The organism is uncultured Faecalibacterium sp., from assembly GCF_900066275.1.
GTDB lineage: Bacteria > Bacillota > Clostridia > Oscillospirales > Ruminococcaceae > Faecalibacterium > Faecalibacterium taiwanense.
The window spans coordinates 129,143-142,124 of record NZ_FMFG01000003.1; the positions used below are offsets into that span (position 1 = coordinate 129,143).

General features: G+C 57.2%; 12 protein-coding genes. 9 read left to right on the top strand and 3 right to left on the bottom strand.

The features are described 5' to 3' along the window. Positions 1-241 precede the first annotated feature (241 nt). The 6 genes from QZL71_RS02380 to QZL71_RS02405 all read left to right on the top strand — a co-directional run bounded on the left by QZL71_RS02380 (position 242) and on the right by QZL71_RS02405 (position 6,440). Entirely contained in the window at positions 242-2,116 is a 1,875-nt protein-coding gene (locus tag QZL71_RS02380; protein ID WP_294647600.1) for a beta-glucoside-specific PTS transporter subunit IIABC, read from the top strand. Next, on the top strand, positions 2,113-3,567 hold the full coding sequence (locus QZL71_RS02385) for a glycoside hydrolase family 1 protein (RefSeq protein ID WP_294647602.1): 1,455 nt from the start codon (positions 2,113-2,115) through the stop codon (positions 3,565-3,567). Before QZL71_RS02380 ends, QZL71_RS02385 begins: the two co-directional genes overlap by 4 nt. A 39-nt stretch (positions 3,568-3,606) precedes the next feature. Continuing rightward, positions 3,607-4,443 carry a PRD domain-containing protein gene (locus tag QZL71_RS02390; protein WP_005945634.1) on the top strand — a complete coding sequence of 279 codons (837 nt, stop codon included), beginning with the start codon at positions 3,607-3,609 and terminating at the stop codon, positions 4,441-4,443. Between the two features lie 82 nt (positions 4,444-4,525). Then, positions 4,526-5,458 carry an AEC family transporter gene (locus QZL71_RS02395; RefSeq protein WP_005945635.1) on the top strand — a complete coding sequence of 311 codons (933 nt, stop codon included), beginning with the start codon at positions 4,526-4,528 and terminating at the stop codon, positions 5,456-5,458. Positions 5,459-5,510: 52 nt separating this feature from the next. Continuing rightward, positions 5,511-5,924, top strand: coding sequence for an SseB family protein (locus tag QZL71_RS02400; protein ID WP_005945636.1), 414 nt, complete (start codon positions 5,511-5,513; stop codon positions 5,922-5,924). Positions 5,925-5,963: 39 nt separating this feature from the next. After that, on the top strand, positions 5,964-6,440 hold the full coding sequence (locus tag QZL71_RS02405; RefSeq protein ID WP_044954198.1) for a pyridoxamine 5'-phosphate oxidase family protein: 477 nt from the start codon (positions 5,964-5,966) through the stop codon (positions 6,438-6,440). Between the two features lie 194 nt (positions 6,441-6,634). Here QZL71_RS02405 and QZL71_RS02410 read toward each other — a convergent pair whose 3' ends face one another. Continuing rightward, positions 6,635-7,546 carry a LysR family transcriptional regulator gene (locus tag QZL71_RS02410; protein WP_294647604.1) on the bottom strand — a complete coding sequence of 304 codons (912 nt, stop codon included), beginning with the start codon at positions 7,544-7,546 and terminating at the stop codon, positions 6,635-6,637. Positions 7,547-7,698: 152 nt separating this feature from the next. On the opposite strand from QZL71_RS02410, the gene QZL71_RS02415 reads away from it, so the two are divergent. From QZL71_RS02415 to pyrB, 3 genes are read left to right on the top strand one after another with little or no spacing between them, the layout of a single operon-like run. Beyond that, on the top strand, positions 7,699-8,922 hold the full coding sequence (locus QZL71_RS02415; protein WP_294647606.1) for an argininosuccinate synthase: 1,224 nt from the start codon (positions 7,699-7,701) through the stop codon (positions 8,920-8,922). 6 nt (positions 8,923-8,928) lie between these two features. After that, a complete protein-coding gene (locus tag QZL71_RS02420; protein ID WP_294647607.1) occupies positions 8,929-10,230 on the top strand; it encodes an adenylosuccinate synthase in 1,302 nt (433 codons plus the stop codon). Next, entirely contained in the window at positions 10,227-11,174 is a 948-nt protein-coding gene (gene pyrB, locus QZL71_RS02425; RefSeq protein WP_044954226.1) for an aspartate carbamoyltransferase, read from the top strand. Before QZL71_RS02420 ends, pyrB begins: the two co-directional genes overlap by 4 nt. A 72-nt stretch (positions 11,175-11,246) precedes the next feature. On the opposite strand, the gene QZL71_RS02430 is transcribed toward pyrB, so the two are convergent. Beyond that, on the bottom strand, positions 11,247-12,179 hold the full coding sequence (locus QZL71_RS02430; protein ID WP_097775313.1) for a carbohydrate kinase family protein: 933 nt from the start codon (positions 12,177-12,179) through the stop codon (positions 11,247-11,249). A gap of 94 nt (positions 12,180-12,273) precedes the next feature. Further along, a partial coding sequence (locus QZL71_RS02435; protein ID WP_294647609.1) for a pyruvate kinase occupies positions 12,274-12,982 on the bottom strand: 709 nt, incomplete at its 5' end.

The following is a 12,982-nucleotide window of genomic DNA, read 5'->3' on the forward strand; positions in this document are numbered from 1 at the left end:
ATTGAAAAACGAAAAGAGGATTGATATACTAATACCACAATATCCAGTTGGACATGTTACTGGTAATGCAGGCAGGATCTGATGGAATGACGAATACCTTTTCTTTTGGGTGAATTGTAGCCAGATACTATGATTCCGGGAGAAATTGTACACGGGGTCATTCTGTTGGGTCTTTTTTCTTTTGTCCGCTTCGGCCGGGCGGCAGGGAAATGCCACCACACACAAGATAAAGGAGAACAAAATGAAGAACTACAAGCAGACTGCCTCCGACGTGCTGCGTCTGGTTGGCGGCGAGAAGAACGTTGTGCAGGTCGAGCACTGCTCCACCCGCCTGCGCTTCACTCTGGCAGACACCTCCAAGGTGGATGCTGCAGCCCTGAAAAAGACTGCCGGTGTTATGGGCGTTATTTCCAGCGGCCCGCAGTGTCAGGTGGTCATCGGCAACGATGTCATCGAAGTGTACGATGAGCTGCTCAAGCTGGGCACCTTCAACGCAGGTCAGGCTGCAGCTCCCGCTGCCCCCAAGGGCAAAAAAGAGATCGGCGGCATTATTCTGGACTACATGGTCGGCATCTTCCAGCCGCTGGTCCCCGCCATTGCAGGTGCAGGCGTTCTGAAGGCTCTGATGGTGCTGCTGAGCACTCTGGGCCTGATGAGCAGCGGAGATATCGCCTATAAGGTGTTCGTCGGCGTGGCAGATGCAGCTCTGTACTATCTGCCCGTCATGGTCGCCTTCACCACTGCAACCAAGTTCAACTGCAACAAGCTGGTGTCTGTGGCTCTGGCTGCTGCCATGATCCACCCCAGCGTTTCCGCTCTGCTGGCTACCGAGGGCGGTGCTTACTTCCTCGGCATCAAGCTGCAGAACATCGCTTATGGCGGACAGGTATTCCCGGCCATCCTGACCGTCATTTTCATGTCCTTTATTGAAAAGTGGGCCAACAAGTGGTGCCCCAAGGCCATCCGCGTGTTCTTTGTGCCCATGCTGTGCTTTGGCATCGGCTTCCCTGTGGCACTGGTCGTCCTCGGACCTCTGGGCTACAACATCGGTGCCCTGCTGACCACTGTGATCCTGGCTCTGTACAACACGCTGGGCTGGCTGGCCGTTGCTCTGCTGGCTGCCGTGCTGCCCTTCATGATCTCCATGGGCATGCACAAGGCTCTGGTCCCCTACGCAGTTGCTTCTATTTCTGACCCCGGCTTTGAAATGCTGTACATGCCTGCTTCTCTGGCACACAACATTTCCGAGGGCGGTGCCTGCCTGGGTGTTGCTCTGAAGACCAAGGACGAGAACCTGCGCGCTACCGCGATCTCCGCTGGCATCTCCGGCCTGTTCGGCATCACCGAGCCTGCTCTGTACGGTGTTACCCTGCAGCACAAGAAGGTCATGATGTCCGTTGTGGTCTCCAGCTTCATCGGCGGTCTGTTCGTTGGCCTGATGAAGGTCAAGGCATTCGTTGCCATGGGCCCCGGTCTGGCTGGCATGGCCATGTTCGTTGACCCGGATAACGGCAAGAACATCCTGTGGGCTGCAGTTGGTCTGGTGATCTCTGTTGTGGCCTCCTTCGCATTGTCCTTCTTCCTGTATAAGGACGAGACCCCCGCAGAGGATGAGACCGCTGCACCCGCTCCCGAGACTGCTGCAGACGCAGCAGCTGCGGATTCCACCATCAGCAGCCCCCTGCAGGGCAAGGCCATTGCTCTGGAAGAGGTCAAGGATGAAGTTTTCTCCCAGAAGATCCTGGGCGACGGCATTGCCGTGGTGCCCGAGAAGGGTGAGCTGTACGCTCCCGCTGACGGCGTGATCGAGTCCGTGTTCGGCACCAAGCACGCTATTTCCATGAAGACCAATGCCGGTGCTGAACTGCTCATGCACATCGGCATGGACACCGTCAAGCGCGATGGCAAGGGCTTTGATCCGCAGGTCAAGGACGGCGAGACTGTCAAGAAGGGCCAGCTGCTGATGAAGTTTGACCTTGACGGAATCAAAGCAGACGGTTATGATGTAACTACCCCCATCGTCGTGACCAACGCCGATGAGTTCACCATCAAGACTGTGGCCGAGGGCGCTGTGGTGCCCGGTGCCGCACTGCTGAAACTGGAGGCAAATAAATGAGTTTCCCCAAAGGATTTTTCTGGGGCGGCGCTGTTGCTGCGAACCAGGTAGAGGGCGCATGGAACGTGGATGGCAAAGGCCCCAGCGTGGCCGATGTTGCCACCTACAAGCCCAACACCGACGTGAAGGATTACAAGTCCCATGTTGCCATGGACGACGCACACATTGCTGCCGCCATGGCCGACCCGGATGATACCTATTATCCCAAGCGCCGCGGCATCGACTTCTACCATCATTACAAAGAAGACCTGAAGCTGTTTGCCGAGATGGGCTTTACCATGCTGCGCGTTTCCATTGCATGGACCCGCATCTTCCCCACCGGCGAGGAAGCAGAGCCGAACGAAAAGGGCCTGCAGTTCTACAGCGACCTGTTCGCTGAGATGCACAAGAACGGCATCGAGCCGCTGGTCACGCTGAGCCACTACGAAATGCCGCTGGCACTGGCCACCAAGTACAATGGCTGGGTGAATCGCCGCGTGATCGACTGCTTTGCAAAGTTCTGCCATGCGTGCTTTGAGCGCTACAAGGATCAGGTCAAGTACTGGCTCACCTTCAACGAGGTGGACAGCGTGATCCGTCACCCCTTCACCACCGCCGGCATCATCCCCAGCCGCGTGCCCGAGGATAAGATGCTGGAGACCTGCTATCAGGCCCTGCACCACCAGCTGGTGGCCAGCGCTATGGTAGTAAAGGACTGCCACGAGATCATCCCCGGCAGCAAGGTGGGCTGCATGCTGACCAAGCTCACCACCTATGCCCGCACCTGCGCACCCGATGATGAGCTGGCTACTCAGGCAAAGAATCTGGAAAACCTGTTCTATGCCGATGTGCATGTCTGGGGCGAGTACCCCCGCCTGATCCTCAAGATGTTCGAGCGCAAGGGCATCCACGTGGAAATGCTGCCTGAAGATGCCGCCACCCTGAAGGCAGGCTGTGTGGACTTTGTTTCCTGCAGCTACTATATGACCATGACCGAGTCTGTGGACCCGAACGCAGAGCGTACCCCCGGCAACACCGTGCTGGGTGTCAAGAACCCGTATCTGCCCTCCACCGACTGGGGCTGGCAGATCGACCCCAAGGGCCTGCGCTACAGCCTGATCGAGCTGTACGACCGTTACCGCAAGCCGCTGATGGTGGTGGAGAACGGCATGGGTGCCAAGGATGTGGTGGAGGCCGACGGCTCCATCCACGACCCCTACCGTGTAGAGTACTTCCGCCAGCACATCAGCGAAATGGGCAAGGCCATCGATGAGGGTGTTGAGATGTGGGGCTACACCACATGGGCACCCATCGACCTGATCTCTGCATCCACCAACCAGATGTCCAAACGCTATGGCTTTATCTATGTGGATCAGGATGATATGGGCAACGGTACTCTGGCCCGCAGCCGTAAGGACAGCTTCTACTGGTACAAGAAGGTCATTGCTTCCAACGGCGAAGATCTGGACTAAGCGGCAGTCTTAAGGATTCAACGGAAGGAGGAGGGACCGATGCACATTCAGAAGGTGCTGAACAGCAGCGTTGTGCTGGTGCAGGATGACAGCGGCGAGGAATCCATCCTGCTGGGCAAGGGCATCGGCTATGGCCGCAAGGCGGGCGAGCCCATTGAACGGCAGCCCTCAGACCGCGTGTTCCTTCCATTGTCCAACCCGGACGCACAGCCTATGCTGGAGCTGTTTTCCAGCATTCCGGCATCCTATCTGGAACTGACGCAGGACATTGTGGACGACGCAGAGCAGTCGCTGGGAGTCAAGCTTTCGGCGCACATCTATCTGCTGCTGACCGACCACCTGCATTTTGCAGTGGAGCGCCAGCAAAAGGGTCTTGTGGTGACCAACCGCATCTTCTGGGAAATCAAGCATTTTTATCCCAAGGAGTACGCGGTGGGCCAGCGCGGCCTGCAGAAGGTAAAGGCAAAGCTTGGCATCGAGCTGCCGGACGAAGAGGCAGGCAACATCGCCTTCCATATCGTCAACGCCCGGCAGGACCCGCAGGCCGGCTACGATGCCATGCGGGCAGCGCAGCTGATCGGTGAGCTGTCCAACATTGTCACCTACAGTATGCACTGTCCGGTGAGCACCGAGAGCATCCACTATGCGCGGTTCGTGAGCCACCTGCAGTATTTTGCCGAGCGGTTCTTCTCCGGCAAACTGATGGACAGCGAAGACGACTTTTTGTTCCAGCAGATGCAGCAGAATTATCCGGCAGCGGTGACCTGCGCGGAAAAAATACGCACCTTTGTGCTGCGCAAGTACGGCGTGTTTTTGCCCAACGAGGAAACCGCCTATCTGGCGCTGCATGTGGCGCGGCTGACGAGCGGCAAATAAAATCAGAAAAAGGGGAGAGCTGCCTTGCGGAAGGCGGCTCTCCCTTTGGGTTTTGAAAAAGGGAAGGGAAAAGGAAAAAACAATGGAGATAAGTCTGTTATTGATGCAGCAGATCGCACAGCTGTTCCTCATTCTGATCATGGGCTATGCTGTGGTCAAGGTAGGGCTGCTGAAGGCCAGCGACAGCCGGGTGCTCTCAGTGGTCATGGTCTATCTGGTCACGCCCTGCGTGATCATCAACGCATTCCAGATCGACGATACGCCGGAGATCCGCAAGGGCCTTTTGTACTCCATGGCTATTGCGGCGGCTATCCATGTAGTGCTGCTGGTGCTCAGCGCCCTGTTGAGCCGCCCGCTCAAGCTGGATGCCGTGGAGCAGGTGAATGTGATCTACAGCAACGCCGCTGCACTGGTGATCCCGTTGGTCAAGGCTCTGATGGGCGATGCGTATGTCATTTACTCCTGCGCATTCATCATTGTGCAGCTGGTGCTGCTGTGGACCCACGCCAGTTCCCTTTTGCAGGGCAGCAGTGCGCTGGACTGGAAAAAGGTGCTCACCAATATCAACATGATCGCCATTGCAGCCGGTGCACTGCTGTACTGGTTCCGTGTGGTGCTGCCTGCACCGCTGCAGAATACCATGAGCACAGTGGGCAACATGATGGGACCGATGGGCATGCTGCTGGCCGGTATGGCCATTGCAGAAAAGCCGCTGCGGGAGGTGTTCTGCACCCGCCGCAACTATCTGCCCACAGTGCTGCGTCTGGTGGTATGCCCGCTGGTGGTTCTGGTGCTGCTGTGGGTCTGCCATGCATCCAGCTGGGTGGCCGACGGCAAGAACATCCTGATGACGGTCTACCTTGCCGCCATCACCCCTGCCTGTGCTACTGTTACCTCCATGGCTCAGCTCTATGACCGCGATGCGGCGCATTCCAGCGCGCTGTATGTGCTGACCACTCTGCTTTCCATTGTGTCTATGCCGGTAATGATCGGCCTGTTCGATCTGCTGCTGTGATGAGCTGCGCTTATTCCCTCTGCCAAAATACAATAGAAAGGAACCAACCTCAATGAATCAACCCAGAGACAAGGGCCTGAACGGCAACGAAAAGATCGAGCAGGCGGTAGCCGCCCTGCAGCAGGAGCCCACACAGGAACAGCTGGCCCACACCCTTACCGTGATCCGGCGGCGCATAAAGGAGCATGGCCAGCTTGTCGTGGCGGTGGAGCCCAATTTGGGCAGTGAACAGATGCAGCTGCGGGCCATCCGGACGGCCGATGGCGCAAGCTGGTGGTATGCATTCACCAGCTTTGACGAGGAAATGAAGGGAGCCGAGCCGGTGCAGTCCACCTTTCTTGTGGATATGGACAAGCTGTTTGATGCAGCGCTTGCCGTGCCGGAGATCAGCGGCATCATCCTGAACCCGTGGAACCGCACCATCCAGCTGGATAAGACCCTCATCCGCATTATCAAGGGTGCATGAGTGCGCACCGCAAACCTGCGATACATGGAGAAAACAAAAATGTTCAGACCCATGAGAAGAGCCAGCCGCGCCATCCCGGAAGAAGCTGCAAAGCACCTGCTGCAGCAGTCCCGGCGGGGCGTGCTGGCAGTGAACGGCGACAACGGCTATCCCTTTGCGATCCCGGTAAATTATTACTACGATCAGGAGCACGACAAAATCTACTTCCACGGTGCAAAGTCCGGCCAGAAGGTGGACGCGCTGAAACAGAATGATAAGGTATGCTTTACCGTTTACGGCAACGAACACTTTGAGCCGGGCGACTGGGCACCTTATGTGCAGAGCACCGTGGTGTTTGGCCGCTGCCATCTGATCGACGATGCCGCTGCTACCGAGGCCCGCGTGCGGGAGCTTGGCATGAAGTATTACCCCGGCAAGGAAGAGGTGGAAAAGGAAATTGCGCTGGACATCAAGGCCGTGCAGCTTTACGAGATCACCATTGAGCACCTCACCGGCAAACAGATCCAGGAAAAGTAAAAATAAAACAGGGGACTGTTGCGAAATAAAAATGCGATAGCAACTTGCACAAAGAAATAGCACAAAATCAAAAACCCGGAGCCTTATTAAGCCGTTTTGGCTGTGAAAAGGTTCCGGGTTTTGTGCATTGTTTTTTCAGAGAGCTATTTTGCAACAGTCCCGTATAGATCAGTTTGCAGGGAAAGGCCCGGCGGTTATCTGTGTTCCGGACATTTGGGGGCCGCCTTGGTCAGCATCTGCTGGAACTTGCGGGCTGCCGTGTTCAGCGGGCGGTGATGGTCGTACACAAGGCAGATGGAGCGCTGAGGGATGATCTCCTGCAGATGCAGCTGCACGATCTCACCGCGGGCCAGTGCATCCTGTGCCATGGACTGGGGCAGGAACGCAATGCCCAGCTCACTTTTGACAAGGGTCAGCATCTGGTCGGTGGTGGCAGCCTCGGTATCCGGCTTCAGCACCGCACCGTGATCCAGAAAGAACTGCCGGTAAAAGGCGCGGGTCATGCTTTCGTCGCTCAGGGAGATCAGCGGATAATTGTTCAGCTCCTTCAGCGAAAGGTTCTGGCTGGCAAGGGCAGTAAAGGTCCTGCCGCCCACAAGCACCTCATAAAAGGGCTTCAGCTCCACCATTTTCAGGCCACTTTCCACCTCGGCAGGGGTGGTGATGACGGCAAAATCCACCTCGCCGTTTTTCACGGCCTGCAAAGCCTGCGGCGTGGAGTGGTTGGAGATGCGCAGGCGGATGCCGGGATAGTCCGTGTGGAAGGCACGCAGCTTTTCTGCAAGGTAGATGTTCAGCGCAGTTTCGGTAGCGCTGATGCTGATCGCACCGTGTTCCAGCGTGGCGCTGGCGCTCAGCTCTTCTTCTGCATCCTGGATCTGCACCGCCGCAGATGCAATGCGGGAGTAAAGCAGTTCACCCTCCGGGGTAAGGGTAACGCCACGGTTGGAGCGGATGAACAGCACGCAATTCAGCTGGCTTTCCAGCCGGTTCATCGAGTGGGTGATGTTGGGCTGGTTGTTGCCCAGCACCCGCGCGGCTTTGGTGAAATTCTGATATTTCGCGACATAATAAAAGATTTTGTAATATTCCCAGTCCACATACATGGCGGCGTGCCCTCTTTCATGTCAATTTCGTATCGTGATCATGTGCAGGATACTTTTTACACATTCTCTGCTTGCTAGTATAATAACACCGCAATCAAAAATTGCAAGAGGGAATTCAAAAGTATAAAGTGGCTTGAACGGAGGCGGTTCTTATGTCTGAGATCAAAAAGGTCGTGCTGGCCTATTCCGGCGGTCTGGATACTTCCATTATCATCCCATGGCTGAAAGAGCATTACAACAACTGCGAGGTCATTGCAGTGTGCGGCAATGTGGGCCAGAAGGGCGAGCTGGAAGGTCTGGAAGAGCGCGCCAAGGCAAGCGGTGCTTCCAAGCTGTACGTAGAAGATCTGACCGATGAATTTGTGGAGGATTACGTCATCCCCACCATGCAGGCCGGGGCCGATTACGAGGGCTATCTGCTGGGCACCAGCTTTGCACGACCCATTCTGGCAAAGCGTGTGGTGGAGATCGCCCGTGCCGAGGGTGCAGATGCCGTGTGCCACGGCAGCACTGGCAAGGGCAACGATCAGGTGCGCTTTGAACTGGCCATCATGCACTTTGCACCGGACCTGAAGATCATCACTCCGTGGCGTGAGTGGGACATCCAGAGCCGTGACGAAGAGATCGACTATGCCGAGGCACATCACATCCCGCTGAAGATCAACCGCGAGACCAACTACTCCAAGGATAAGAACCTGTGGCACCTGAGCCATGAGGGCCTTGACCTTGAGGACCCGGGCAACGAGCCGCAGTACGATAAGCCGGGCTTTTTGGAGCTGGGTGTCAGCCCCAAGACCGCACCGGACAAGTCCGAGTTCGTGGAGCTGGCATTTGAAAAGGGCGTGCCGGTGAGCCTGAACGGCGAAAAGATGAAGCCCGCCGTCCTCATTGCCAAGCTGAATGAGATCGGCGGCCGCAATGGCATCGGCCTGTACGATGTGGTGGAGAACCGTCTGGTGGGCATGAAGAGCCGCGGTGTGTACGAGACGCCCGGCGGTACCATCCTCTATAAGGCTCATGAGGTGCTGGAAACTCTGACGCTGGATAAGCTCACTGCCCACAAAAAGCGCGAGCTGGCCATCACATTTGGTGAGCTGGTCTATGACGGCCAGTGGTTCAGCCCCCTGCGCAAAGCTCTGAGTGCCTTCGTCACCTCCACGCAGGAAAACGTTACCGGTAAGGTGCGTCTGGAGTTGTACAAGGGCAATCTCATCAATGCCGGTGTCTGGTCTCCGTATTCCCTCTACCGTGAGGACATTGCAACTTTTGCTGCCGGCGGCGACTACAAGCAGAGTGATGCTACCGGTTTTATCAGCATCTATGGTCTGCCCACCAAGGTACAGGCTATTGTAAATAACGAAAAAGAAGGTAAATAAGAAGTTATGCTTACCGCAGTTACTGGTATCAATTGGGGCGATGAGGGCAAGGGCCGCGTCATCGATCTGTTAGCCGAACATGCCGATGTTGTTGCCCGCTATCAGGGCGGCAACAATGCCGGCCACACCGTTGTAACGGAGCAGGGCAAGTTCATCCTGAACCTGCTGCCCTCCGGCATCCTGCACCCGGACGTTGTCTGTGTACTGGGTGCGGGCATGGTGATCGACCTCGATCATCTGGCCGGAGAAATGGATGCCATTGAGGAGCGCGGCGTAAAGGTAGGCTCAGAAAACCTGAAACTTTCAGATAAGGCCACCATCTCCATGCCGTGGCACAAGGTGCAGGACGGCTTGGAAGAGGACCGCCTTGCCCAGAAGGGTGCGGCCTTTGGTTCTACCCGCCGCGGCATTGCCTACGCCTACAGCGACAAATACCGCAAAAAGACCCTGCGTCTGGGCGATCTGCTGCATCTGGACGAAAAGCGCGTGCAGGACCGCCTGCACATGATCCTGGAATCCAAGAATCTGGAGCTGGGTGGCTGCTATCATCAGGAACCCATGAGCTACGATGCTCTGCTGGAATGGTGCCGGATGCAGGCCGGACAGTTTGCACCGTATATCTGTGATGTGGGTGCATTTTTGAAGCAGGCTCACGACAGCGGCAAGCGCATCGTGCTGGAAGCCCAGCTGGGTGCCATGCGCGATATCGATTACGGTATCTTCCCGTTCACTTCCAGCTCCAACACGCTGGCAGCCTATGCGCCGCTGGGCGCAGGCATTCCGAACTGCCGTCTTGACCATGTGGTGGGCGTGCTGAAAGCCTACTCCACCTGCGTGGGTGCAGGCCCCTTTGCCGCCGAGAACGCCATGAGCGAGGACTGGAATGAACAGCTGCGCAAGGCAGGCGGCGAGTATGGTGCGGCCACCGGCCGTCCGCGCCGTGTCGGCCCCTTCGACTGTGTGGCCAGCCGCTACGGCCTTACCTGTCAGGGCGCAGACAAGATCGCCCTGACGAAGCTGGATGTGCTCAGCAGCATGAAAGAGATCCCGGTGATCACCGGTTACACATTGGATGGCGTGCAAGTCCCCAGCTTCGACCCGCTGTCCGACCTTGACCGTGTAGAGCCGGTGGTCACTATGCTGCCAGGCTGGAACAAGGATATCTCCGGCTGCAAGAGCTGGGATGAGCTGCCCAAAGAGGCCAAGGCTTACGTGGAATTTCTGGAAAAGCAGCTGGGCCATGAGATCCAGTTCGTCTCTACCGGAGCCGAGCGCGAGAAGTTCGTGCTGAAAGGAGAATGGCTGTGAGACACTTTATTGAGCCCAACAGCTTTTCTCTGGAAGAGCAGCTGGCCCTTCTGGATCTTGCCGACCGAATGGAGGCCGACCCGGCACCCTATGCCCACCTGTGCGATGGGCGCATTCTGGCCACCCTGTTCTATGAGCCTTCCACCCGCACCCGCCTTTCGTTTGAATCGGCCATGCTGCGGCTGGGCGGAAAGACACTGGGCTTTGCAGGGGCACAGCTTTCTTCCGCCAGCAAGGGCGAGACGGTGGAGGACACCGCCCGCGTGGTGAGCAACTACGCCGATGTGATCGCCATGCGCCACCCCAAAGAGGGCGCACCGCTGCGGGCATCCCTTTCTGCACGTGTGCCGGTGATCAATGCAGGCGACGGTGGACACGCGCATCCCAGCCAGACGATGATCGACCTCATGACGATCCGCCAGCGCAAGGGGCGGCTGGATCATTTGACTATCGGCTTCTGCGGCGACCTCAAGTTTGGCCGCACGGTCCACTCCCTGACCGCTGCGCTGAGCCAGTTTGAGGGCAACCGGTTCGTGTTCATCTCGCCGGAAGATCTGCGCCTGCCGCAGTATGTGAAGAATGAATCGCTGGAGCCGACCCATCAGATCTATAAGGAAACGGCTGACCTTGAAGCCGAGCTGCCGCATCTGGATGTGCTGTACATGACTCGTATCCAGCAGGAGCGCTTTTTCAACGAGGAAGAATACCTGCGCCTGAAAGGCTGCTACCAGCTGGACGAAGCGCTGCTGCAGAAGGCACCGCAGGATATGCCGGTGCTGCATCCGCTGCCCCGCATCGACGAGATCAAAAAGGATGTGGATGACGACCCGCGTGCCGCCTACTTTGATCAAGTGCACAATGGCGTGTATATCCGCATGGCCATCATTCTGGCATTGCTTGATATCCCTGATCCAGTTACCGGCAAAAAGGTGCTGGAAGCATGATATAAACCTCTTCCCCGAATCCTAAAAAGAAAGCCGGGCAGACCGCAGTCTGCCCGGCTTTCTAATATTACTTTAATCCACCACCGGAATGTTCAGCCCGAATTCCAGCGGGCGGAAGCGGGGGCAGACGTTCTCGGTGATGCAGATGACCGATGCGGCCAGTCGGCTGCCGATCTCGCAGGACTCGGCCAGCGTTTTGCCGTAGGTCAGGCCGATGGTGGTGCCGGCAAAGAAGGCATCGCCTGCGCCGGTGGTGTCGATCACATCCACCTTCTTGGCAGGCACCACGCCGCACTCGCCGTTGGCGCGGGCATATACGGCACCCTGACCGCCCATGGTGATCACCATACTGGGAATGTTGGCGCTGTGCACATTGGCGGCCAGAACCCTGCACATCTCGTCCGGGGCCAGATGGCCGTAATCATCGGAGAACAGCAGCCCGGCTTCCTGCTGGTTGCACACAAAGCAATCGATCTGCTGCAGGAAATCCCGGCGCTCCATGGCAATACTCATGTTGGAAATGGCCGCAAAAACCTTTTTGTTGTACTTTTTGGCGTAGTGCAGCACCTGTTTTACAGTATCTTTTTCCAGATCCAGCTCCAGCGCAATGGCATCGCAGTCGGCAAAGATTTCGTCGCCCTTTTCCTTTAAAAGGCCGGTGAGGGGAGTGGTGTCCGGCCGCTTGGAAATGGCTGCATGCACATCGCCGTCGTTGTCAAAGATGGCCAGCCAGGTGCCCATGCCGTCCGGCACGCGCTGGATGTACTTGGTGTTCACCTTGTGGTTCTCCAGCTTGTTGATCACATCCTGTCCCATGCCGGTGTCGTCCACCAGACTGACAAAGGTAGGGCGCAGCTCTACATTGGCGATATCCTCCACCACGTTGCGGCTCACTCCGCCGTGTACCTGCTCAATGCGGCCGGCATTGCGCCCGCCCGGAATATAGGCGGAAAGGGGATAGCCTTTGATATCCACAAAAACAGCACCGAGCACAACGATTCCCATAGCAAAAAACCTTTCTGAACAAGAAATATTTACGTCTATTATACCGTATTCTGACACAATGCGCCATCCCTTTTGCGCAAAAACTCCGCAAAGGTCAGGCAAGGGCTGTCTGCGCTGTGCGCACCAGATATTCCATGGCCTGCATCGGGTACTGTCCGGCAGCAGTCTCACCAGTCAGCATCACGCTGGCCGCGCCGTCCAGCACGGCGTTGTAAATGTCACTCACCTCGGCACGGGTGGGCACGGCGCGGGTGCACATGCTGTCCAGCATCTGGGTCACTACCATAAAGGGCACGCCTGCAGCCCGGCAGGCGGCGGAAAGCTGCTTCTGGCAGCGGGGCAGCTCCCACAGCGGCATGGCATTGCCAAGGTCTCCGCGGGCGATCACCACCTCATCCACAAGGTGGATGAATTCCGGCAGGGCACGCACACCGGTCATGTTTTCAATTTTGGCAAAGATACGGATATCCGCAGCCCCGGCTTCTTCCAGCGCATGGCGCAGGGCCAGAATATCTGCTTTGCCGCGCACAAAAGGCAGCATCACACCGGTAACACCGCACTGCTTTGCAATTTTCAGGTTCTGCAGGTCTTCCTCCGTCAGGGTAGGCGAGGGCACCGCAAGGCCCGGTGCAGCAATGCTTTTGCGGCTCTGCAGGGTGCCGCCGCGCACCACGGTGCACACAAGGGCTTCCGGCAATGCCTGTGTGACCTGCACCAGAAGCTTGCCGTCGTCCAACAGAAGCTGCTGTCCGGGCGCAGCCGCCTGTACCAGAGCTGCCGGGCAAGGTACGCCGTCTGCGCCA

Bases quoted from the DNA above. Each gene is read 5' to 3' on its own strand.
- QZL71_RS02380 (WP_294647600.1), top strand. From the start codon at position 242: ATGAAGAACTACAAGCAGACTGCCTCCGACGTGCTGCGTCTGGTTGGC.
- QZL71_RS02385 (WP_294647602.1), top strand. From the start codon at position 2,113: ATGAGTTTCCCCAAAGGATTTTTCTGGGGCGGCGCTGTTGCTGCGAAC.
- QZL71_RS02390 (WP_005945634.1), top strand. From the start codon at position 3,607: ATGCACATTCAGAAGGTGCTGAACAGCAGCGTTGTGCTGGTGCAGGAT.
- QZL71_RS02395 (WP_005945635.1), top strand. From the start codon at position 4,526: ATGGAGATAAGTCTGTTATTGATGCAGCAGATCGCACAGCTGTTCCTC.
- QZL71_RS02400 (WP_005945636.1), top strand. From the start codon at position 5,511: ATGAATCAACCCAGAGACAAGGGCCTGAACGGCAACGAAAAGATCGAG.
- QZL71_RS02405 (WP_044954198.1), top strand. From the start codon at position 5,964: ATGTTCAGACCCATGAGAAGAGCCAGCCGCGCCATCCCGGAAGAAGCT.
- QZL71_RS02410 (WP_294647604.1), bottom strand. From the start codon at position 7,546: ATGTATGTGGACTGGGAATATTACAAAATCTTTTATTATGTCGCGAAA.
- QZL71_RS02415 (WP_294647606.1), top strand. From the start codon at position 7,699: ATGTCTGAGATCAAAAAGGTCGTGCTGGCCTATTCCGGCGGTCTGGAT.
- QZL71_RS02420 (WP_294647607.1), top strand. From the start codon at position 8,929: ATGCTTACCGCAGTTACTGGTATCAATTGGGGCGATGAGGGCAAGGGC.
- QZL71_RS02430 (WP_097775313.1), bottom strand. From the start codon at position 12,179: ATGGGAATCGTTGTGCTCGGTGCTGTTTTTGTGGATATCAAAGGCTAT.